At 63.9% G+C, this 21841-nt stretch carries 24 protein-coding genes; 1 reads left to right on the top strand and 23 read right to left on the bottom strand.

The features are described 5' to 3' along the window. Positions 1 to 460: 460 nt before the first annotated feature. The 16 genes from ACYVI5_RS19000 to ACYVI5_RS18925 all read right to left on the bottom strand — a co-directional run bounded on the left by ACYVI5_RS19000 (position 461) and on the right by ACYVI5_RS18925 (position 17801). Entirely contained in the window at positions 461 to 2344 is a 1884-nt protein-coding gene (locus tag ACYVI5_RS19000; protein WP_460581623.1) for a type IV secretory system conjugative DNA transfer family protein, read from the bottom strand. Continuing rightward, positions 2341 to 3081, bottom strand: coding sequence for a hypothetical protein (locus ACYVI5_RS18995; protein WP_460581622.1), 741 nt, complete (start codon positions 3079 to 3081; stop codon positions 2341 to 2343). The genes ACYVI5_RS19000 and ACYVI5_RS18995 overlap by 4 nt, the downstream gene beginning before the upstream one ends. 707 nt (positions 3082 to 3788) lie before the next feature. Further along, a complete protein-coding gene (locus ACYVI5_RS18990) occupies positions 3789 to 5108 on the bottom strand; it encodes a hypothetical protein (RefSeq protein ID WP_460581621.1) in 1320 nt (439 codons plus the stop codon). 194 nt (positions 5109 to 5302) lie between these two features. Next, positions 5303 to 5524 (bottom strand): hypothetical protein, encoded by a 222-nt coding sequence (locus tag ACYVI5_RS18985; RefSeq protein WP_460581620.1) that lies wholly within the window; start codon positions 5522 to 5524, stop codon positions 5303 to 5305. A gap of 64 nt (positions 5525 to 5588) precedes the next feature. Then, the gene (locus ACYVI5_RS18980) at positions 5589 to 5894 is read right to left on the bottom strand and encodes a hypothetical protein (RefSeq protein WP_460581619.1); all 306 of its coding nucleotides are present in this window, start codon (positions 5892 to 5894) and stop codon (positions 5589 to 5591) included. 643 nt (positions 5895 to 6537) lie between these two features. Continuing rightward, the gene (locus ACYVI5_RS18975) at positions 6538 to 7602 is read right to left on the bottom strand and encodes a TIR domain-containing protein (RefSeq protein ID WP_460581618.1); all 1065 of its coding nucleotides are present in this window, start codon (positions 7600 to 7602) and stop codon (positions 6538 to 6540) included. Between the two features lie 9 nt (positions 7603 to 7611). Continuing rightward, positions 7612 to 8748, bottom strand: a complete 1137-nt coding sequence (locus ACYVI5_RS18970) for a hypothetical protein (protein WP_460581617.1) — start codon at positions 8746 to 8748, stop codon at positions 7612 to 7614. Further along, positions 8748 to 9671: a DNA-methyltransferase gene (locus tag ACYVI5_RS18965; protein ID WP_460581616.1), complete on the bottom strand. Its 924-nt coding sequence runs from the start codon at positions 9669 to 9671 to the stop codon at positions 8748 to 8750. The genes ACYVI5_RS18970 and ACYVI5_RS18965 overlap by 1 nt, the downstream gene beginning before the upstream one ends. Before the next feature lie 222 nt (positions 9672 to 9893). Beyond that, entirely contained in the window at positions 9894 to 10103 is a 210-nt protein-coding gene (locus ACYVI5_RS18960; RefSeq protein ID WP_460581615.1) for an ABC transporter ATP-binding protein, read from the bottom strand. Between the two features lie 505 nt (positions 10104 to 10608). Next, the gene (locus ACYVI5_RS18955; RefSeq protein WP_460581614.1) at positions 10609 to 11391 is read right to left on the bottom strand and encodes a sigma-70 RNA polymerase sigma factor region 4 domain-containing protein; all 783 of its coding nucleotides are present in this window, start codon (positions 11389 to 11391) and stop codon (positions 10609 to 10611) included. A gap of 725 nt (positions 11392 to 12116) precedes the next feature. Beyond that, on the bottom strand, positions 12117 to 12992 hold the full coding sequence (locus tag ACYVI5_RS18950; protein ID WP_460581613.1) for a PIN domain-containing protein: 876 nt from the start codon (positions 12990 to 12992) through the stop codon (positions 12117 to 12119). A 54-nt stretch (positions 12993 to 13046) separates the two neighbouring features. Beyond that, the gene (locus ACYVI5_RS18945; protein ID WP_460581612.1) at positions 13047 to 13211 is read right to left on the bottom strand and encodes a hypothetical protein; all 165 of its coding nucleotides are present in this window, start codon (positions 13209 to 13211) and stop codon (positions 13047 to 13049) included. Positions 13212 to 13547: 336 nt separating this feature from the next. Beyond that, a complete protein-coding gene (locus ACYVI5_RS18940) occupies positions 13548 to 16085 on the bottom strand; it encodes an ATP-binding protein (protein WP_460581611.1) in 2538 nt (845 codons plus the stop codon). Next, positions 16082 to 16603, bottom strand: coding sequence for a hypothetical protein (locus tag ACYVI5_RS18935; protein WP_460581610.1), 522 nt, complete (start codon positions 16601 to 16603; stop codon positions 16082 to 16084). Before ACYVI5_RS18935 ends, ACYVI5_RS18940 begins: the two co-directional genes overlap by 4 nt. Continuing rightward, entirely contained in the window at positions 16603 to 16833 is a 231-nt protein-coding gene (locus tag ACYVI5_RS18930; protein ID WP_460581609.1) for a hypothetical protein, read from the bottom strand. Before ACYVI5_RS18930 ends, ACYVI5_RS18935 begins: the two co-directional genes overlap by 1 nt. A gap of 14 nt (positions 16834 to 16847) precedes the next feature. Further along, positions 16848 to 17801 (bottom strand): conjugal transfer protein, encoded by a 954-nt coding sequence (locus ACYVI5_RS18925; protein WP_460581608.1) that lies wholly within the window; start codon positions 17799 to 17801, stop codon positions 16848 to 16850. Between the two features lie 247 nt (positions 17802 to 18048). On the opposite strand from ACYVI5_RS18925, the gene ACYVI5_RS18920 reads away from it, so the two are divergent. Next, entirely contained in the window at positions 18049 to 18363 is a 315-nt protein-coding gene (locus tag ACYVI5_RS18920) for an ArsR/SmtB family transcription factor (RefSeq protein WP_460537817.1), read from the top strand. 18 nt (positions 18364 to 18381) lie between these two features. On the opposite strand, the gene ACYVI5_RS18915 is transcribed toward ACYVI5_RS18920, so the two are convergent. The 7 genes from ACYVI5_RS18915 to ACYVI5_RS18885 all read right to left on the bottom strand — a co-directional run bounded on the left by ACYVI5_RS18915 (position 18382) and on the right by ACYVI5_RS18885 (position 21817). Further along, entirely contained in the window at positions 18382 to 18516 is a 135-nt protein-coding gene (locus tag ACYVI5_RS18915) for a hypothetical protein (protein WP_460537816.1), read from the bottom strand. A gap of 328 nt (positions 18517 to 18844) precedes the next feature. Continuing rightward, a complete protein-coding gene (locus ACYVI5_RS18910) occupies positions 18845 to 19627 on the bottom strand; it encodes a ParA family protein (protein ID WP_460581607.1) in 783 nt (260 codons plus the stop codon). Positions 19628 to 19750: 123 nt separating this feature from the next. Then, positions 19751 to 20173 carry an ATP-binding cassette domain-containing protein gene (locus ACYVI5_RS18905; protein ID WP_460581606.1) on the bottom strand — a complete coding sequence of 141 codons (423 nt, stop codon included), beginning with the start codon at positions 20171 to 20173 and terminating at the stop codon, positions 19751 to 19753. A 29-nt stretch (positions 20174 to 20202) separates the two neighbouring features. Then, positions 20203 to 20622, bottom strand: coding sequence for an antitoxin HicB (locus ACYVI5_RS18900; protein WP_460581605.1), 420 nt, complete (start codon positions 20620 to 20622; stop codon positions 20203 to 20205). A 14-nt stretch (positions 20623 to 20636) separates the two neighbouring features. After that, the gene (locus ACYVI5_RS18895) at positions 20637 to 20846 is read right to left on the bottom strand and encodes a type II toxin-antitoxin system HicA family toxin (protein WP_460581604.1); all 210 of its coding nucleotides are present in this window, start codon (positions 20844 to 20846) and stop codon (positions 20637 to 20639) included. A gap of 54 nt (positions 20847 to 20900) precedes the next feature. Then, positions 20901 to 21539, bottom strand: a complete 639-nt coding sequence (locus tag ACYVI5_RS18890) for a hypothetical protein (RefSeq protein ID WP_460581603.1) — start codon at positions 21537 to 21539, stop codon at positions 20901 to 20903. 14 nt (positions 21540 to 21553) lie between these two features. Further along, positions 21554 to 21817 carry a hypothetical protein gene (locus ACYVI5_RS18885; RefSeq protein ID WP_460581602.1) on the bottom strand — a complete coding sequence of 88 codons (264 nt, stop codon included), beginning with the start codon at positions 21815 to 21817 and terminating at the stop codon, positions 21554 to 21556. Between the last annotated feature and the right edge of the window lie 24 nt (positions 21818 to 21841).

Here is a 21841-nt window from a genome sequence, read left to right as displayed (position 1 = left end):
GAGCACGTCTCGCATCCATGCGTCGTGAGTGGCCTGCTCGTCGCTACCGATGTTCATTGGTCTCTTCCCTCTCGTTTTTTTGCCTTGAAGGCACGTAGTGCCGCGGAGGGGTGGAGGCGCGGAGTGCAAGAGACCGTGGAATACCGGACTGACCGGAGCGCAGCGGAGGGAGGGAGGATATGCCGCGAAAGCTCTTGCGCGCAGCGCTGGAACCCCGGATGCTGCCGAAGGCTTCATGGCAAAACAACGGGAGCACCCCGCGCATGCGGGGTGCTGAGCAGTCGGCCTCCCGGAGGGTGGCCGTCAACTCGAGGCGCTACGCGCCGATCGTCTTGTTGTCGGTACGAGGTTGTGCACAGGCTCGTCCTGTGCGCAGCCTGCGGCCTGGGTCCCGCTGTCCACTTGTGGGCGGGTCCAGCCGACGGGAGCTGGAGCCGTCCACAAGTGGTCAGGGGGAGTGCTACTTTTCCCCGTCGCGAACCCACAGATTCGGCTGAGCCACCGGCTCGGCCGAATTGACCTTCTCCGCCGGCGTGTCGTCTTCCGGGCGGTCCTGTGGTCTCGGGTTGGGAAGTACGCGGAACGGTGCCGCGGCACCGCTCTGCACGATCCAGAAGGCTCCGTCTGAGGCGGTGCGAACGTCGTTGGGGTCCACGATCCACGTGTGTTGTGCGCGAGCGCTGCGCAGCTCGTCGCCGGCAGCGGCGCCGGATGCTTCCATCTGCATCTGGGTGCCGGCGAAACGCACGATGTCTTCCGGGTCTTTGGATCGCCCGATGAGGAGTGCGGCGCCAGACGATAGCGCCCGCCGGCGGCGCACTTCGTCGTTCGATAGGCCGGCGGCGCTCTGCCCGGCGATGATGAGCCCCATGCCTGCGGACCGCGCGACCTCGAAGAGGGTCGACGCCGTGTCGCCGGCGTCGACGCCGCTATCGGTCACGAGCTGCGGGAACTCATCGACCACGACGAGCAGCGGCGACTTGTCGCCGCGGCGCAACCGGTCGGCCATGTAGTTGCGAAGGTCCATCAGCAGGAGGTCTGCGAGCTTCGCTTGTGCGCTCTCAACCGGCACGATGCTCATGATGGTGACGTCTGCGGTGCGCTCTCCGTACGACCATCCATCGTCGGAGAGCCACTTGTCTAGCGGCCCTATGAACGTGCGGATGCTGTTGTAGACCCGTGCGCCGGCGGTGACGCCTTCGCGCGTCTTGGCATTCACGACGCCGGCGTCATCGGGGCCGGCTACGTGGCTGCTGGGGTTCCTGACGCGTTCGCCCAGCTCTGCCAGGCTTCGCAGAGGGGAGTGGTACTGGATGGCCTGGAGCACACCGCGCGCTTCCAGCTCGTAGAACTCGCCGCCGGGCGCGCTCGGCCACAGCCGCATCAGCTTCTCGGTGACTTGATCACCAGTGCCGGTGAACAGGTTCCACGGCTCGTTGATGGTCGCGGTGAACCCGAGCGATTCGACAAGGGTCTTGAGCGCTCGTGCGTCGTCCGGATCTCCCTTCGCATCGATGAACACGATGGGCCACCCGTACATCAGGGCGCACAGCATGAGATTGACCAGCAGAACGGTCTTGCCGCTTCCGGATTCAGCGATGACGATCGCGCGCGCGGCGGATGCCGTGCTCGGCATCACAATCGAGCGCCCGTCCTTGTGTGTCCAGTCGCGGATGCGGCGAACGTCGTAGGCCCGCTCCACCAGAGTCCGGATCGTCGCCACGTTGATGATGCCGAACTGATAGGCCCCGCCGGCCACCGGCCGCGGTGCGGTGACGACCCGCGACGTGACGCCGGTGATCTTCCCGGAGCGTGGGTCGAGCTTCACCCCGACCCGACGTGCGGTGACAATATCGGCCGCACGGACACGCGCCGTCTCGATCCGTTCCTGCATCATCACGTCGTCGTGCCGGCGATCGCGGATCGTGTGCGCCAGCCGTCGACGGTAGAGCGTCAGTAGGAACGGCACGAACAGCACTCCCGCCAAGAGGTTGAGGATGAGCCAGGGGAGTGCCGCCACCAGTAGGTGGCTCCATCCGTTCGGCTGCTGCACGATGTGCAGCAGCTCGCCCGTATGCACGAGTGGGCCAAGCTTCGACAACTCGATGAGCACAAGCACGGCGTAGAGGAGCACGCCGGCCGCGTCGAGTGCCCATCGCCAAGGCTGGACGACCCAGAACCGCGCCCGCGGGGCTAGGTAGCGGCCGCTTCGCCGGATGATGATTTCTGGAATCAGCACGGGTACGACGACGAGGCCGAGGACGCACCCGATCACCAGGCCCACGAGCTTGAAGAACTCGACTACCGCGTCCTTCTTCGGAGGAGAATCCTCGTGGCCGCTCATTGCCCGGTCCAGAGGTTCGGGCCGGCCGCCGCCTCGAGCACGGTTGACACGTACGTGTCATCGGTGCTCAGTTTCGGCCACGCCTGCTCGGCGTCAGCCCGCCATTTGCCGCGCGGGTCGAACACGTCGAGCACTTGGATGTGTGCCTGGTCCGGTCCCTCGCGGAGCTGCCTCCGGAGCCCGCGGGCAGCGGCCGGCTCAGCGAGGTAGACGACATCCGTGATGGCTTCTTCACCGCGATGCTCAGCCCACATCTTCCGATCGACGTGATTCTTAAGGATGTCGTCAAGACGACCGGGCGTCTTCGGCGTCAGCTCGACCTCGACCAGCACCCGCCGCCCGTATCCGATCGCAAGCCCATCGGCGCGATGTTCACCGCGCCGAGCGTCCTGACGAGACACGTAGCGGTCGGCGGACCAGGTGTATCCGTGGGCGAGGAACCTCGCCGCGGCGACCGACACGGCAACCTCGTGCCGTGTCGTTTGACGATAGAGGTTGGGTCGGGCCTCGCCCGTCCAAGCGTGGGTCGACCACAGAAGCGACCCGTCTCTGAACGTTGGCCGCCCAGAGTCCACCGCCCCTACTTCCTTCATGCGCGCGACCCACCGTTGGGCCTTCCGAAGGGTTACTGGATCACGTGATCCGTTCAGCGCTCCCAGCACCCATCGCACGGCTTCCATGTCTGCGATGCGCACCGTGCCAAGCCAGTCGAGCGCGGCCCCGTCGCGATCGGTCATCTGGATCACGGTACCCCCTACCTGATCGGTTCACGCACTAGCTTAGCGCTGATGAGGAGCGATCAGCGTGCGGATCGTAGTGCAGAGAATCAGGCGGCTACGCCGTCAAATACATGTCTGCATACGCTCGTGGCCCCACCCGACGTAACCGCTCTTTCACTCTGCCTACCCAACGCTACGGGGTCTCTCCAACGCAACCAATCTCTCTACTTTCCCTCTGTTCTTCACATTCACTCTTTCTCTCTTCTGTCCTGTCCCACCGCTGACTCTTTACTTCCCAACCTCAGTCAATACAAGCAACGCGGATTGGCTGAGGTTGGGAAGCTCGCTACGCGAGGAGTCAGCGGTGGGACAGGACAGAAGCCACCGTAGGTGGTCGTTTGCCTAGTCGCGCTCGATGTCTAGGCAAACGACTATTGCTCCAGTTCACGGCAGAACCTTCCGCGTCTGGGGCGTGGGCTCCGCAGGGTCCTCATCGCAGGCGCTTCGCTGCGCCCGCATCACATGCGTACCCGGCTCGGCCGCACGCGACTCTGGACTGCTCCATCCCGAGGTGCTCCGCGCTGCCCGCACTCCTAGTCCCTGCTGCTTGTCGAGCTGCACTGCTGCCAATCGCGCCCGGCGCAATTCCGATTCATGTACTTGCCATCCGATGACACAGCTACTCGGTAAGTAAGCAGGTTTGATCTGTGGAAATGGCGTCAGGATCATCGTTCGCGACCCCCTTCGGGCGAGCGGGGGAGTGTGCGCGGCGCGCTCGGAGTTTCATCGGAGCGGGAGCGCAGAGCACGTCTCAGTCGATCGCTGGACGCCGCGGCATCCAGCTTCATCTGGGCAATGATCCGGCTCACTTCCGACTGGTCAATTGCAGTAATGCGCTCCTGCTCGGCGCGGCGTTCCGCTGCGCGACTCTCACGCTCTGCTGCACGCTGTGCTTTCCGCCGTTCGGCTAGCTCGGTCGGCGTTGGCGCCGCGTGGTCGAGCTGCGTCAGTTGCCATGCAAAGTACCGCAGCGGGTTGAGCTGGGCGTCAGGCGATACCGTCGCACGGCTTGTTGCGTGGTGCCAACTGTCGATCGCCTCGATGAGTTCACGTGGCCTCCACCGTGCGATGTCGACCCTGGCCGCGGTGAGAATGTCGCAGAGTGCGCCGATGTGGCGATCGCGGCGCCCCGCTGCGCCGCGTAGAAGCCAGGGCAACCGTCGAGGCTGCGCGTCTCGCTCGTCGCCGTCGATGAGACGCGCTGCGAAGCGCTGGAGGGAGACGGGGCGAGGCGGTGCAGATGACGTGGGCGTTCCTGCATGGCGTCGTGTTTTTCTTCTCGTCGCTGCCGGCGGTCGCGTAGCGGCCGCCTTCGTCGCGCGTTTGCGCGTTGGTGAGTTCTCTAAAACAGAAGCTTCTTCTTTAACTTCTAGATGGGTGTGTAGGGGGGCGGAACTCACAGCTGCACGAGCTGCACGCACGAGCTGGCGGGCCCACGCGGGAACGACGAGGTACCGCGTCGAGGCTGCCGCGCGCTGGTCCTGTGCGCCCAGCGCGCGTGCCTCTGCCAGCTCGTCGAGGGTGAGCTTGTCGCGCCCGTGGCAGACCTCGATGTGAAAGCCCAGGTGGCTGAGGAACTGGACACACTTCTTCACCGTGGCCGGGGCGCAGTGCAGTGCATCTGCGATCGTCTGGAAGGAAACGGCAACGTTGCGGCCGGTCTCGAAGTCCGCCGCGGCCGCCATCCGTGCGGCCACAGCAAGGATCTGTGCGCGGCCGCGTCGACGCGATCGCATCAACCGCTCGACGGCCGGCTGTGCCATGGCCAGCTCGACCGCGTGCAGCCACGCGCCCGGCCGGCACACCGGCACCGCGGAGAACTGCCCTTCGGCGGGGCGGAGGATGAGCCCGCCACGACGAGACGCCGTGTGCGTCCCGCTGCGGGGCGAGGCCACCGGTTCGACACGGTTGGCCGGCCCCGTCGCGTTCGGCCGCCAGGCGCGCGCCTGTGGCGTCAATTCTCGAGTCGCCTCGAACCGCGACACGCGGGAAGCGCTAACGCTGCGGCTAACGCCACCCGTACCAGTACGGGTTACTATGAAGGTGTCCTTTCAGGGCGCGAAAAGACCTCCGGTCTTTCCGGCTTCGGATGGATCACTCAGAACCGTGTAGGTCGCCAAACTTTCAGCGGTTCTGGCATTTGCTTCCGGCCCGCCGCATCAGCGGCGGGCCTTGGACGTTAACGGCTGTCGATAGGCAGCTCCTCGGGTCGGGTGAACCACAGAGGAACGCCGTGCTCGTCCAGCTCGATCGACTCGACCATGAGGTCGAAGAGAGCAGATGGAGAGACGCCGGCATTCCGGGCTATCTCGGCCCAGCGGTCCTTGTTCTCGCGCTCCACGTCGTAGCCGATGGCTACCGGGTCCTTACGGGAACCACGGGGCCGGCGCGGGGGAGTCATGCGTCTAGCTAAGCCTGACCATAGGCTTAACGCGAGCATTTCAGGGCGTGTCGCGCGTGAAGTCCTAGAGCCGGTCGACGGCGGATGCCCACACCCATACGACGTGCTGGGAGCCGTCGACCATCGTGAAGTGCACTTTGACGGCGCGCGGCGTCCACGCGATCGCTTCGCCCTCGGGCCGGATCACGGCCTCGTGGAAGCGCACGAACGCCCGCACGGGGATGGGGGAGTCCGCCTCGACCACGCGCGCGTGTTCGAGATCCAGCTCGGCGTCGGTCAGGCTGATCGGCCGCGGCCGCGTGACAGCCGTGTTCACGCTGCGCTCGATCCGCCGTCCTAGGTCGCGGTCGTATCGCGTCTGCCCACCCATGACCCTGCCTCACCTATCGTTCCCATCTTCGATATAACGATAGGCATACAAATGGAACTATCGGTATTCTGTTCGTATGCGGTGGAACTTCGAGGCACCCCCGGCCGCGGATTCTGGCGCATCGGCCGGCCCGGTCAAGGGCGCTAACGCGTCGCTGCCCGATGCAGCACAGCTGCACCCTTGACCGGCCCTCTCGATGCGCGGTCACGCTGCATATCGGGGATGCCCCGACACGTGAGCTGCATGGAGGTAAGACGATGAACGGAACACCTGAGGCGATCGAGCTAGTCGGGGAATACGCGGTGCCCGTCGACCCCATGGAGGATCTGGAGTGCGACTCCTGCCAATAGCCGGCTAAGCGCGCTCCACACCGGTGCCGAGCGACACATACCCCTCGGGGATCACGGGTCCGTTGCCGTGGGACTGTTGCCGGTATTCGATCAGTCGACGTCGGCGGCCAGCTGTGCGAGCACGGCGGCCTTCGCGTCCTCGATCGTGGTCGCCTCAACCTCGATGGCCTCGGTGGCCTTCACCCTGAGCCGGCCGTACACCCGCATCATGCCCCGACTGTACCCAGACCAACCGTCGAGCTACGTGGAGCCCGACCGGGAGCTGGCGGTCTCGAGCTATTGACACGTACGTGTCACTGCGTCAGGCCGGTCACCGTGAATTCCCCAGCGGTGTGGTGGAGCAGATTGGGATATGACTGATTTACTCGGGCGCCAGCTGCTTCTAGTCGCTTCATGAGGTCGTTGCGGCTTTCCCACTCACCATCGAGCTTCACCCAGTTGAACCCGTCGATATCGCTTATCGGACGGATGTAGGCGGACCGGACGAAGATCGTGCGGTCGGGCGCGAGGCCGAACGCCATTCCCGCCTCTAGCGTCACGTTCTGCCGGGCTTGCCCTCGTACCTTCCGGTCCTCATCATTCGCATCAGAGAAGTCGTCTTTGATTCGGGCAAGGTCGTCTGGCGAGAAAATCACGATGACAGCAGCGGCGGTCTTTAGGCCGGCTGAGACGATTTCGAACGTCGTTGGTTGCGCCTTGCCTGTGGCCGCAACCGCCTCTGACCAGGCCATCGCCCGCAACCCGATGAACGTCAGGAACTTCTCTATGACTTTCACAGGTCGGTCGTCGCGGCCGTGGACGATGAATACTTTCTGTGGATCCAGACTGCTTCTTGTTCCCCGGTCCTGGGGCGGCTCCTTCGCTGGTGTGGCGACCGGACTCTGCTTAGGGGGAGTAGTTGAGCTTGTTACCGGCGTCGCCTTGGGCGGCGTCGTGATGTAGCTGTCCCATATGTCGTTGAGAGACGGAGGGGATGTCCGCGCGGCAGCGGTGGCGGCCTGTTCTGGCGTTGTGTACTCGAACCCGTCCTCTTTGAGCATCACCCCGCGAGGGACCAGGACCTTGTCTTCCAGCTTCCTATAGGGTTCGCCGGCCATCCGATAGTCCGCTCCTGTGTCTTCGACGCAGAGGAAGTCCAGCAGATCGATGATCAAGTCGTCCGTGTGCGCGTTCTCGAAGATTGCGTTGACGAGCGCTACAGCGCGTCTCTCTTTGGTCTCGCCGGGCATGGACACATATTCGTTCTCGGGAAGATCGATCGCTTGTTCGAGTCGGTCGATGCCCGGGTGCGTCAGGCTGTCCATGATCAGCGCCGAGAAGAAGCGTCTATCCGGTTTCCTGAATCGCTCTGATGCCATGAGGGCACCTTACTTTTGGGTGTGGTAGGTGTCTGCACCGGCTTCCGGCTGCGCCAATCCCACCAGACTCGGGAACGGTGCGACATTCATCATTTCGGGAAGCGTGGCGAGCGTGAACACTCGTCCTTCGGTGTCACGAACAACGGGCCCAAGCGTGTCATTCACACGGCTCCAGCCGAGGCCGGCAAGCACCGCTAGGAGAGGAACGCCTCCTAGGCGCACAGCTTCAGCACGCAGCCGCTCGAAGCGGAGCGCTTTGTCACGTGCCGTTCCGCCGTCATTGACGAGCTTGCATTCGAGCATGCCTCGCAGTGTCCCCGAGCTGTCATAGACAACAAAGTCCGGAGCGGGCTGCACAGTCAACTCAAACCGCTTCGCGATGTCCGCCTGATTGTGGCTGCCAGTCCGGATATATGGGATCCCGTTCTCGAGAAACAGCTCCTCCACAGCGTCCTCAAGAAGGTCGCCTCTACGCGTCGACGTTGCGTCGAGCAGCTGGCGGAAGGCACCGCCGTAATGTCGCTGATGCAGAAACGCATCGTAGGGCACGCCATCCCGCGCGAGGTCTTGGACCGTTGCCCAGCCCCGCGCAGTGTCGTACTTCTCCTGCTTCCGGTGCAGCTCGCCCGGCGGCTCTCCGAACAGCGATCCATCCATGACGCGAAGGATGGTCCGGGCGACAAGCATCGCCTGTTCCTGGGATACCGGTGTCCCACTGCGCTCCATCGCGTCAACCTTGGCCGGGCTGAGTCCGCGGATGCCGAGCGGTTCGGCCACGAGGAGCGTCGACTGAGCAAACTCCTTGGACACGAGCCCCAGGATCGTCCGAAACGCCAAGAGACAACGAGGGTCGTCCTCTACCGCTGCAGCAATCGTCGCTTCCGACACGTTCGTAAAGTCGGTCGTTGCCGCGGCCGCTGACCGATATGCCGCACGAAATGCAGGCAAGTCGTAGAACTCAGTGAAATGCACGTAGGCAAAATCAGGAGCCAGATGCGGCACGTACGCCTCGCGAGCGACTTGGGCGTAAATCTCCTGGAACTGCGCCGTACCGTGATTCTGACTAACAAGCCGGATCTGCGCCACACGTTGATCCCAAGTACCTGCGTCGACGATGCGACGAACCGTCTCGTCGATCGACGGCATCAGCTTGCGCCCACGATACGGCCGGGAATATCCGCCGCCTCGTCGGCCGCGATCCGACGCTGGGCTTCAAGTACGAACTCCTCGTGCAGCTCGAGACCGCCAGCACGACGTCCATGACGTCTCGCTACAACCGTCGTCGTGCCACCGCCCGCGAACGGGTCGATCACCACGCCAAGGGCAGGGCTCATGGCTTTCACAAAGAACTCAGCAAGCCCTTCCGGCATAGGCGCTGTGTGGGCGACGCCGCGATGCTGGTTGTAGGTCTGGCTGACCGGGATGACATTTCCCGGATCGGCGCCACCATGACGGTAGGTGCCCACTCGATCGCGACCAAACCCAGCCTCGGTGGTCCGCCGTCCATTGGTGTCAAGCTTTCGGCGCTCAATCTCGTCGGGAGTCGTCTTGTACGGAACCCGTACAGCATCAAGATCGAAGTACGGCTTGGCACCACGGGCGAAGTGGAACACGTGCTCGAAGGCATCCTTCGTTCGTGGCCCGAACCTGCCTGGTATCGCGTTCGGCTTCTGCCAGATGTACTCCTCAATCCATCGCCAACCGATGTTCTGAAGTGCGATCACTAGCTGAAACACATAGGGATGCCGTTGGCCTCGAAGGGGCCCGTCTTTCGCCACTCGGTTCTTGATGTTGATGACGAGCGAGCCTGTGTCAGAGGTGGCTTCATACATCGATCGCGCGAAGGGCAAGAACCATTCGACGTATCGATCTGGGTGAATCCGGCTGTATGCTCGCTGGTCGGCGTAGGGCGGCGATGTAAAAAACAAGTCGACACTTCCGGCGGGAAGCTTCGGCAACCATGCTGCGGAGTCGCCCCAAGTCACACCTTCACGAATCAGCTGTTCGAGCGCGGCCGCTGGCTCGTTGGGAACTACGGGTTCGCGACTGGGAACCGCTTGGAGATGCATGCCGACAACGCTAATGGGGTGGTGCGACGCTCCATCGTCGCATCGCCGAGCACGCTCGTGTGCGTCAACGTCGGGCTAGCTGCGCTTGCCGCTGCCTCTCTTCGCCCCCGCGAAATCGACCTTGACGAATGTCCAATAATCTAGCGCTATGTCAGCGACTCGGTTGAAGAGCGGTGAGAACAGTAGGTGCCCGGCTCATGTGAGCCGGGCACCTACTGTTCTCTAGACGCGTTGTCGGATGGTGCCACCCGGATCGCCGTCCGCGTCGCGGCGGGTGACGAACTGACCCGAGGACGCCGACCGGTAGACGGTGCGGCTGTTGGATGTACCGGAGCCCACGTGCTCGGTGGTCGTCTTCGACGGCCACCGAGCGGCTGCGGCATTGTTGACGAAACGTCCGCTCGATGCGGACCTGTTGACCGTACGTCCCATGGGAGTACTCCTTACTTTGCAGTGCAGGCCTTGCTCGGCCTGCCGGATGGTTACTTGCGGATCTGGGTCGTGATGGTCACACGAACCGGGATCGGCTTGGTGCGCACGATGCGCACGATGCGAGTTGCCATTCCCACTCCTTTCTCGGCTTCGAGTGCCTGAGAGGAGTGCTGTTCCGTACAGCGGGGGACTCCGTTAGTCTGTGCTTGCTGCAAGCCTTGACTTAGCTCAGGTCTTGTTGAGGCCGGTCCCGTTCCCGCGGGCCGGCCTCAGTTCTTCAGTTGTTCTTTGCCGCCAGTTGCCTGACGTCAAGTAATAAGTGCGCTCCGGCCGATCGGCCCTCACTTTTTCTGTTCGCGCGTCTGCGCCGACTTCGACGTCGTCTTACCGATGGTCGCGGCGCGAGCCATCACCTTCGATGCCGTGCTGGTCGATACTGTGCGCCGTGCTGCTTGTCCGCCGCTGGTACCAATTGATGACTTCTCCACGCGGGCTCGGAAACTCGTCATGATCGTCTTTCTTTCGTCTGTCGTTTTCGTTCGTTCGCCAGGGTCATCTCGACGGTCTTCGGGGTGATGCCCATCCGGGCCGCGATCTGCGCGTGCGTCAGACCCGTGCTGGAGAGAACGAGCATCTCTTTCGTTCGGGGCTTCTTCACCGAGGCGAGCACTTGATCGACCTGGACGAGCTGCTCAACTCGCGTCTCGACGTGTTCGTAGCCGCGAGCGGTCATGGCGGCCTCGTTCACGAGGGTCTTCCACGGTGGCTCGTCGAAGGTCTCGCTGAGCCAGCGCCGGTAGACGTTGGCGAACTGAATCAGGCACTGCCCGATGAAATATGTCCTGATCGAGGCCCCCTTGTTCGGGTCCCACTTGCCCGGGATCAGGACGTGAAGGCGGAAGTTGTGGATGGCGTAGGCCACGGTCTCGCAGGCGAGTTCGGCGGCGACCTCTTGGTCGTTGAGGATGTCGGTCGGCGGGCGCCGCAGCCCACCCATGCCGCGTTGCTTCATCTTGGTGAAGATCTGCTGCGTACGGATCCACGCGGTCATCACGGCGATGCCGTACTTGGAGAGCTCGGAGGCGAAGTATGTGTAATGCGCGCCGGCGAACCCGGCGGCGCGCAGCTCGTCGATGATCGAGCGGTCGGTTTCCAGCCGCTGCAGGTACTCGCTTCGGTCCTTGTCGAAGTCTCGGAGCCATGTCTCGCTGATCGGATTCGAGTCCGGTGGTTTTATGGGCGCGCCGACGGTCCCGCGCTGCGCGCGTTCACCGCTTCCTGCTTCCACGCCTCGGCCCCTCTAGACCAGATTGGAACGTCCTACTGTCCGTACGACATCCCATTCATAAGTCACGGCGGGGAGATCCCCCCTCACTTTTCGTCGAACTTTTTGGGCGTCTCATCTACTGGTCGGCGTTCCGGTTCCGCTTGTCCCGATCACCCGCGAGCCACGCATTGGACCTTCGCAGTAAGCAACGAGCGCCCGGGCCGTGGATGGGGGCGTGACTTCTGGATAAACTCCATCAGAAGACGTTAAGCTTATATCCAGGTTACTCCAAGGTTGGTGTACTGCGCGTGTCGCGATCACTCCGCAGCACGGGCGCCGATGGTAGTAACTGACGGCACGTAATCCTCTTGATGCCGTGAGGCCCAAAACACGAAACCGGGCCTGCGTAAACAGTCCCGGTTTCTGGTTCGGACCTCGGGGAACTCCCGTTGCCGTGGTGCTTCAACGACACCATGATACGGCGGAAGGCTCCCGGTGAGGTTCATCCAAGCCGAAAGGAGGTGGCCCGTGGCCACCAACCCTTCTCGCCGTCCGCGTTTTCAGGTGCCGACTGACTGGCCAGTTCTGATCGTCAGTCTCCTGATCCTGTACGCGACCGTGCATCCACACTGACCGCCTACTCATCGGTGTGGGTCGGAGCAGCAATGCCTGGCCCACGCCCCGGCTCTGGGGCTAACGAGGCAGCCCGGATCGTGGGCACACATACGCACCGACGTCGAGGGATGTCAGTCGTCGTACCGGAGTCGAAGGGAGCGAAGTCCGTACCGTTGTGCGGTAAGCCCGATGTTCGTGTCGTAGCTGGCCAGGGTCACCGATTCGGCGTACGGCTTCAGCTCCAGCGCGTTCATCACGATCTCGTTGTCTGGGCTCGGCAGTCGGCGCCGAGTGAGTTCGTCGACTGGCAAGAACACGTTCACGGGATGCATCGTGGGGCTCTCTTCTAAGGCCGCCCGCGACTCGCCCCCCGGGAAGAGTGCGTCGATGGCTCTGAGCGCGGCGCGAGCACGGTACCGCAGATCGACCTGTATCTCTCCGTGCCACGGCTTGTTTCCACTGGCCTTGTGGGCATCGAGTTCATCGCGCACGACCGATGGGATGACGAGCGTGATAGCGCCCTCCGAGAGATTGCTCTGTTCACCCCACGGGTAGGTAGCCAGATTTCCTCCATGCTCTTCCAACACGTTGGTGTCCAGCACGACTGCATGGCGCCGTTGTGCGGCGAATCCATGCTCGCTTGAGTACGCCCAAAGCTCCAGCTCTCTGGTGATCGCGGCGGCCGCGGCGGCCAGATCAGTCTGACGCCCCAGGAGTTCGTTCTGCACCTGGAGTGCGAGAGCCGCAAGGGCGGGCCCACCGGCCACAGCAGGACCGGCATTCACCGCCCAGTAGCGCGGTGTGAGCAGCAACGCGGCTGTCTCGTCCGCGGTCAGCACACCGGTGAGCGTGCGCTCCTGCTCTGCGGCCCAACGAAGATATTCGCCTGGAAGCTCGGATGGCGGGAACCCTCGCCCGACCACATTCCCCGCGGCGGCTGCCGCGGCGTTCAGAGCAGCGGCCGCAAGAGTCGGATTTGCTTCTGGATGCAGCTTCGGAAGCCTCATCTTTGGGCCTCCCAGATGTGACCGATAACCTTCGTTATGACAGAACAGGCCTGTCTACCCTCGCGGATCAGTGTGCGCTGAGACCGTCTCGAACGGGTCACTGCGCTCCCCCGACACCGGGTCGATCGACACCTCAGTGGACAGCCACGCCTCATCCTCGAACTCGACCGCGACGTCGGCGTCGACGTCCGCCCGGATCGGGCTCACACGAGCATCCATGGGCTCAGCTTACGCATGGCCGGCGGTCGCCCCTCGCGCTGGGGCTTGTGCTCCGTTCCGCACAGAAGCTATGAGTGTTCTATGCGGTTTCGGAAGTCTGCGACCCTCCTGGCCGCTCTGAGCGTGGGTCTCCTTCTTGCTGGCTGTACTCACCCTTGGCTGATGGGCGTAAACGGCAGCGGCTATCACGTCCAGTGCGCCGATGGGTCGTGGTCGAATTCAGGCGGTCGACAAGGCGTGTGCTCGCATCACGGCGGAGTAGGCGCCTCCGGCTCGTCAGACAGCGACACAAACACGACGCCGTAATCCCGATTACGGCGGTGAGTGTCCGTCGCTTCATGCTGGTACCTCCTCAAGGTCCTGTCGCATGCCCTGCTGGGCACGATCCGGGTTGGTGTCCAGCAGTTCCTCGATTTCTCTGCTGGGTAGGTCGACGTGTATCTGGGCGAGTTCGGTTCCCACTCGCACCAGGCAGTTCCCTTTCTGGTCGCTCTCGGCGGTCTCGTCGTCGCGTGCGACTTGGGAGCGTGCCTCGGACACGTTGAGCCGGCGAATCCATGCGCGGGTCTCGTCGTCGGGTTCGAGGTCGAGCAGACGTGCGAGCGCGTCTTGCTGCCCGACCGAGCGGAGCCGGAATCCGAACACCGCGGCGAGCTGTTCCACCAGTCCCTCGTGCTCGCTGATGCCGTCAGCGTCCTGGGAGTCGACCAGCAGCGCGGTACCGAACGCGCGGCCCATGCGGGCCGTCTGTCCCATGAAGTCGCGACCCTCGCTGGTCTTGAGCATGCGGTGTGCTTCGGGCACGCCGATCACTTTCGATCGCCGGCGGAGTAGGTGCGAGCTGGACATGTAGAGGGCGTGCGTTGTCACGGCTCGCATTGCTGCGATGGTGAGCCGCTGGCTGGAGTCCCATGTCTCGGGTGGGTCGCTGTTCTCCGGCAGCGAGAGGCCGGGCATCTGGAGCACCCAGAGCCCCGGGTCGGTGCGGAGGACCGGCTGGCCGACCGGCTCGCCCATCATGACGCGGCCGAGCGTGGTTTGCGCCAGCTCCACTAGCGCCTCACCAAGTTCTCGCTCGTCCGGCTCGTTGCTGTGTGCGAGGAGTTGGATGGTGGCCCATGTTGTGGGTCGCGGTGCCTGAGCAATCCGGTTTGCGGCGCGGAGCGAGAGTCTCTCTGCTGAGCCGGCCAGGTCGCGCGGTGCAAGCAATGCGAGCTGTCGCGAGACCTTCTCGGGTGCTTCCGCGATCGGCAACGCTTGGAAGAGGTCCATTGCGCCAGCGTTCGCGGCGCTCACCTGCATGAGCTGGCTGGGCAAGCCCATCCGCTGCGCCGCGTCGACCAGGCCGCCGGTGTCGCCCTTGAAGTCGAGCAGCAAGCACCAGGACTCTTTGAAGGCGGCATCGAGCAGTAGGAGCTGCATCAGGGTGGTCTTGCCTTGACCAGACAGCCCGATCAGTCCGACCGTCGTTGGTTGGTCTCGCTTCGAGAATCGGGTGACGTCAAGGTGTGCGAGGCCGGGGGTGGAGCCGGTCAGGTGGCCGATGACTCCCCCGCTGGCGTCGGAGAGCGCTGAGCCGCCCCAGAACAGTGATCCGAAGAACCCGACGCCCTCTTGCACGTGGTAGAGGTCATCGACGCGGAGCTGGTCGCCTGGCAGGGTTTCCAGCCACAGCTCGCGTTGCTCATCGCTGCCCCGCGAGACCTGGATGCCGTTGTCGGCATAGTGGCTGATCACGGCGGCCACGTTCGCCTCCAGCTCTTCATACGTGTCGCCCATGACCACTAGGCGCGGGTGGGAGCGCACGAGGATGAGCCCGTCGCGCTGAATCTCGGCGCGTAGTCCTTGGGCGACGTCGCCGGCGTCAAGGGTCTCTTCTCCGGGATCGCCTGCGCTGGTCCTGCCGGCGGAGCGGCGTTGCTCGGTGGCGAGGTCACGGGCATCCGTGACCAGCTTGAGCGACTGGCTGCGGCTGAGGACGCGGAATCGCACGCTGGCGTCCACGATGACGGGAATGTCGTCACCGGCGGTGCCGTCGTTCGCTTCGCTGGCGCGGCTGACGTCCGCGATGGTACGTAGCCACTCTCCCTCGCCTGGCGTCGACATTTCTTCGGGAAAGTCTGTGATCGGCAGGACTGCAACGTAGCCGGCGACGTTGCCTTTCTCGTCGCGAAGTCGCAGGTGGTCCGTGTACGGGTCGGCGTGCCCGTTGGTGAGCGTTGCCAGCGACGCGCCCACAATGGTGCCGTGGCGTGGCACTGCTCCCAGAGACCGGAGCTGTTCTCGTGCGATGGTCCAGCTCAGCAGCTCGGCGCTGGCCAGACGGGCATTGAGCCGGCTGCCCCGGAGTTGGCGGCCGAGTTTGAACGCGACGTTGGCGTATCGGGACATGTCCGACTCGCGCACCCGGTGCTGTTCGATGCCGAACGCCGGTGCCGCGAGTTGCTGGACGCCGGACGTGTCGTGCTTGGTTCCTTCCGCGATCGTTACGCCGAGGAGCACGTGCCGCTGCGGGAGCTGCATGGCGTCGATCTGCTCGGCGCGCATGTCCACCCAGCGCTTCCAGTCGCCGGCGGTGTACTCGCCTTCGATGCCTTGCACATACTCGGTGCCTTCCAGGCTCGACCAGATCACCTTGAGGTGGCAGTCGGTGTCTTTCAGCGCGCGGCCGGCCACCCGGATGACCGACTGCACTTCGTCATCGAGCAGCAGCTCGGGCATGGTGTCGGTGTTGGCGGTCGGAATCTCGAACCAGGCTTCCGCCTTGGTTGCGGTGATGATCAGCCCGTCCGCGATCGCGCGATACGTCGGCGGCTTTGCTTTGCGACCGGGCGTCGCTCCGACCATCGCCAAGAGGTTGTCGATGACCTTCATGATTGCCCCTCCCTCTTCGTGTTGCGGTTCACGATCGCGTGCAGCTCGTCGTTGCCGATCAGTCGCGCCTGCGCGTGGTTACGGATGACGCGCTGCGTCGGCTTGTCCCCATCTACCCGTTCGCGGCCGACCCGTTCGCGGAGTGTGGGTCGCTCGCCTCGGCCGGCCTCGCGGCGGCCGAGGTTGATGATGGGCGCGCATCCCACCAGCAGAAACCGGATGTGCAGCGCGAAGGGCGTCAGCCGCATCCGCTGCGGTGTTTCCTCGTCAGGCTGGAACCCGAGCATGATCAGGGCGATCGGGGGCGCCAGGAGGATGAGGGATCCAATGTCGGGCCGCACTGCCAGGAGACCTGTCCAAATCAGAATCGGCCAGGCAATAACGAGCCAGGCGATGAACGCCAGCGCGCCCAGACCGAACTTCTTTCGGTCGATACCCTCCCCTAGGTCGAATCCGAACAGCTCGTGCTGTTTCGCCTCGATCCGGAGGGCCTTGGTGACGGTGCGGCCGGTGAGCATCAGTGCACCTGCATCCCGAACCATGCCCCAATGGTGATGTTCCACAGGAACTTGAGCACGGCGAGCATTTGGTCGGTGAAGTAAATGAAGCCGGCGAGGATGACGGCGAAGACCAGTTCGGTGATCAGGTCGCCCCACTCCTTCTTGAGATACGCGCCAAAGGCACGGACCACGAGGACGACCAAGAAGATGTTGCCGATGATGCTCAGTGCCAGTTGCTCGAATGACATGGTGTCGTTCCTCTCTAGTGCTGTGAAGCGGTGATGGCCGAGACCTGCCACCTGTCGGTGGAGCCGGCCGTCACGCGGGTAAGGGTCAGGGCGTAGGTCGATGTGACGACTCCGCCGCTCTTGGTGGTCCAGGTGACGACGGCGCGCGCCTGGCGGGTCTGCCCGTCGCCGCCGTAGACGGTCCAGCTCGTGAGGTCTTGCAGCTCGACGGCGCCGTTGAGTCCGCGGAGCTTGGCGCCGGGCGCGGCGACGGTAGACATGTCGCCGGTTGTCCCATAGACGGCGAAGAAGCTCTTTGCGTAGGTCTGCGTGCTGTTGGTGAGAGCCGAATCGGGAGTCGGTGTCTGGGTTCCGGACACGGCCTGAGCGTTCGGCAGCGCGACCAATGCCGGGTCGGCGGCAACGACCGGCCGGCCGGCCTGAACGTGGACCGGGACGGCGAGGCCCTGCCATGTCGCCGATAGCTCGGTCCCCTTGCTGTCGTAGGGCTGCACCTTCACCGCCACCGTGACGGTGGCGTCCGTCGCGTTCTGCGGGTCGACGGCGACGGTATAGGCCGCCTGTGCGGTCTGCTTTCCCGTGCCGTCCCACTCATAGGTGGCGTCGCCGCTGATGCCGCCGAGGTCTTGGCTGAGCTGAGAGGTCCGGGTTTTCGCGTGCGCGGCATCCCACGTCAAGAAGTTCATGGCGAAGCGGTCGGCGACACCGCTGGCCGCGGCCTGCGGGAACGCGGCCGCCGGGTTGCTCTTAGGCTTGGCCACCGTCGTTGTTGGCGGGAAGAACATGGCGCGGAGGCCTACCAGTACGACGATCACAAGAGCGACGATCAGGACGACTCGAAGCACCTTCCAGTACCACCGTGGCGACTCGCTGCGTTCCTGCCGCCAGGGCAGCTCTGCCCCTTCCCCGGTCCCGGTGCTGGCCTGTAGCCACGGGTTCGCGGGGTGGTCGTGTTCGGTTTGCGGCAAGGTCGATTGGTGCTGCGTCTTGTCCTCTACACCGTCGAGATTCAGCGCCCTGAGAAAAATGTTCGCCTTCGCCACTACTCCCCCAAATGGAGACATCTTCGCGTGTGGTCCCCCCGGTAGACAAACTGGCCTGCTGCCCGATCGAGGGGAGTACGCTTACTCTACCTGATCGGTAACCGATCAGGTAGAGGAAATGAGATCGATGTCTAGCGGTGATTTCCCCTCGGGTAACCGGCACAATGGTCGAATGTCGATTCGCCGTCAGATTCCCGACCTGCCGGCACACTTAGCCGATCTGTTCGAGGCGTTGCAGAACCCGACTCGTGTGATGGTGCTCCGTTATGTGGTAGCGCACCCGCTCGCCTCACGCATCGACGTGCAGGAGGCCACCGGCGCCGCCATTGCGCCGGTCCACCGCGCTCTGACTGCACTGGAGGATGCAGGCTACCTGACCGCGGACGTTCCCCCTGGCGAGCGTAGCGGCCGTACGGTGCGCTACAGCGCAGACCGCGGCAAGCTGAGCGCGGATGCCGGCGCGCTCTTCGGTTGGCTTGTCAGTTGACACGTACGTGTCAACTGTTCAGGGGCGGAACAGCCAGCGCAGCAACCTGACCGCGAGGCGGCATGCCCCGTAGACGACGATCAGCACCACGGCGGCGCCGCCGAGCATCAGCCAGGGCATGCTTTGCGGGTCCATCACTCCCCCTTGTGCCACGGTGCGTTGCGTATCGCTTCCTCGATCAGCGCCCGCTTTGACCGCCCGGTGCGCGCATACTCTGCGTCGACCATGGCGGCAACTTCCGGGCTCACTCGCGTCGCGAGCTGCACGGTGAGTTCGCGGCCGCCTGCGTTCAGTTGGGGCGGCTCCGTCCGTTGAACTGTGGGCGTCGGTGCTGCCGCGGACACGCTAGGCGTGTCCTTGCCTTCGACCGGCGCCGTGGCCGGTTTGGCTGACGTGGGTGTCGGCGGGTGGTAGTCGACGGGGTCTTGTCCTTCGTCTGCTGCCGGCCGCGGGCGTCTTGCGGGTCGGTCGAGTTGCTGACTCATCGGATCACCTTTCGCATTACTTCGGTGTAGGCGTCGCGGACGGCGTTCCCCTTGCGGTACATGCCGTACCACTCCCCCGCTAGGCGCACTTCGGGCACGATCGACAGGTGTGGCACGATCGGCTCGAGAATTGGCGCCAGTCCCTTGATCTGCTCAATCGCGTCGCTCTCCGCGTAGCTCATGAACCCGGTGCCGTCACGTGTGACGCTCACGCCGGCCTCAGTGAGGTTTGAGGGCGCCCCCATCCGCTCCCTGCTGCGTTTGAACGCCTCGATGGTGCGTTGTGCACCTGTTACCCCGTCGACGCCAGAATCGCTCGCCGTGGCGGCGTACAGCACGGTGTCGGAGGCGTGCAGCGCGCTGAGGGTGAGCGGTCCGCCTTGCCGGTTGGCGCAGTCGATCACGACAAGATCGGCGTTGAGCCCTTCCAGCGATGCTTTCAGGCGCAGCTCTGCGAAGTCGTCGCGGTCCGCCTCGCGGTTGCTGAGCCCTCGGGCGGCCGGGATGATCCGCAAGCGTTCGTGCCAGCGGCTCGCGGCCGCCAGCTCTTCAGCCCATCCGATTGGTTCGTCGCTGGCGCCGAGGATTGCGCCGACGTGCAGCCCCTCCCCTACCGGCTCAGCGCGCGTCCACTTCGTGGTAGCAGCTCGCGGGTCAAGGTCGATGAGGACGACCCGGCGGCCGTTCTCGGCGGCTGTCATCGCGAGGGACACGGCGGCCGTTGTCTTGCTGACGCCGCCGGCCTCGCTGTAGACCATCACGGTTTGCATATCGATCATTCTAGAATGCTCGCTTTCTAACTAGAGTGCTTTCTGTCTGGCGTGTTTTCTAACATGTGTTCTAGCGAGCTTTCTAGAAAGCTCGCTAGAACACAGCGACGGGTACAGCTTCGGCGATGGCTCTTAGGCGTCCGGCCAGGTGTAGAGCGCGGGCACGTCCACGAGCTGCGGGGCGCCGTCGATGAACTCTATGGTGCGCCCCGGCTTGTGAGCTTCGCCGGAGTGGGCGATGGCGGCAAGCACGAGCGAGAGTCGTTCGCGGTCAAGTCCGGTGAGTTCGTCGGCGAGGATGATGGGGGAGTCTGCTCCCAGGCTTGCGGCGATGCGCAGGAATCGCTGTTCTCCGCCTGACATGCCGCCGATGTGCTCAGGAATCGATGCAAAGTCGATCCAGGGTCGGCCGGTATCGACGTCATGCCGCACCCATGGGTATCCTTCGTTGGCAAAGCCGGCGCGTATCAGTAGCTCGGTCGCGGCTTCTAGTGGCAGCAGGCCGCGCGCCCATTCGCGTAGTGCGTGGTCGTGCTCGATGGTCGTGGCGGTCATTTCGGCATCCTCTCTTAGGCCTCTGACGTTCAGGCTCTTTTGGCTCCTACGACCTCGCGCTCAGGTGCGGCGTGCGCGAGCTGGTGGACGCGTTGGGGGGAGAGGCCGAGGATTCGGCCCGCGTCCTTCATGGTGAGGCCTTCGGCGCGGAGGGCTTGGACTGCCGACCGGCGCAGCGCTGCGGCGTCGGCTTCATCTCTGCGCGCTTGGTCTTCTAGGACGACTGCCTGATTCCAGGCTTCCCGCGCGGAGTCGGGAATCTCGATGGTGATGTCGACATCGAAGCTGTCCGGGTCGATGTCGAACCACAACCCGATGACCTCGCGGGCCACTTCCTCGACCTCGTTGAGGTCTCGTGCCTGGCCGGCGGTGTCGGGGTCGTCTACTTTCACGAGCCACCATCGACCGTCTCGGCTCGCTGTGGCCTTGTACGTCTTGCGCTCAGCCATCGCCCTTGCTCCTTTCAACGCCAGCTCTGCGGGGATTTCGGCAGCTTCTTGATCAGCTGGCCGATGATTCCTGCACTCACCTCACCGTGACGCGGGATCGACTCTTTTTGCGACTCGTCCGGCAGTCCCCACATTTCGTGGCTTCCTTTCGCGCCGCGGAGGAACACCCAGCCGTTGTCTTTGACAACCTTGATCACGTCCCGGTGCTTCTGCGGCTTTGGCATGATCTTAGTCTACCCCCTCTAGATAGTTCCATCAAGTGCCACTAGATATTTCTGCTACACTTCTTCTGGCTCGAACTCTTCGCCGCAGAGCCCGCAGATGATCGGACCAGCATCGAACACGACGAGGGATGCACGGATCTTGCGCCCGCAGCTACATACGGCGGCCTTGCCGTTGTTGTTGTTCTTGCGGCCGTCGCCGGTGCCGATGACTTCGGCACGGCGGTAGGCGGTAATGGTCGCGTCGAGCTGGTCGACGGCGGCAGCGTAGGCGGCCGCGGTGTTGCCGGGAACGCTGGTCGTTGACCATCCGACGCTCTTGTCGTGTTCGAGGGTGAGGCCGAACTCTTCGGCGATCGCCTTGAATTTGGTGTTGTGATAGCGGCCTTGACGGCTGGTGTCGTTGATGCCACGTACGCGAGCTGCGCCGTGTGCCGCCTCGTGGAGGAGTGTTCCGAGCACGTCGCGACCGCCACGTGAGAGGCCTTCGCCGCCCACGAATAGCTCGTGCACGGCTTCCTCGCCGCGCATCCAGCGCTCGGGGGAGAAGTGGCCGAGTTTCATTCCCTTGGCGGTCGTACCTGACGCGAGCGTAACGACGACCTCGGGCACGTCTTCGTGGCGTGTGCGGATGGTTGCCCACGCTGATTCGATCGCGGCCACGAGAGGAGCGCTGATGCCGTTGTTTGTCTTCATCGTTGTCTCTCCGTTCACTGGCAGGAATCGCAGCCGAGCGCGTCCATGGGGTCGACGGGCACGAGATATCCGCCGAGGTCGTCGGTTTCGATCGCAGTGCCGCGCGAGGCCGGTTCGGTGTACTCGCACTGTGTGCAAGCGCCGGTCTCGATGGTGTGGGGGTCGGTCACGCTGCCGTGCCCGGTCAGTCGGATCACTCCGCCCTGACACTCCGCTCCGCGGAGCACGTCTCGCATCCATGCGTCGTGAGTGGCCTGCTCGTCGCTACCGATGTTCATTGGTCTCTTCCCTCTCGTTTTTTT

The organism is Humibacter ginsengisoli (assembly GCF_054780095.1).
The sequence above is the reverse complement of the archived record's forward strand: the minus strand, read 5'-3'. Positions and strand labels throughout refer to the sequence as shown.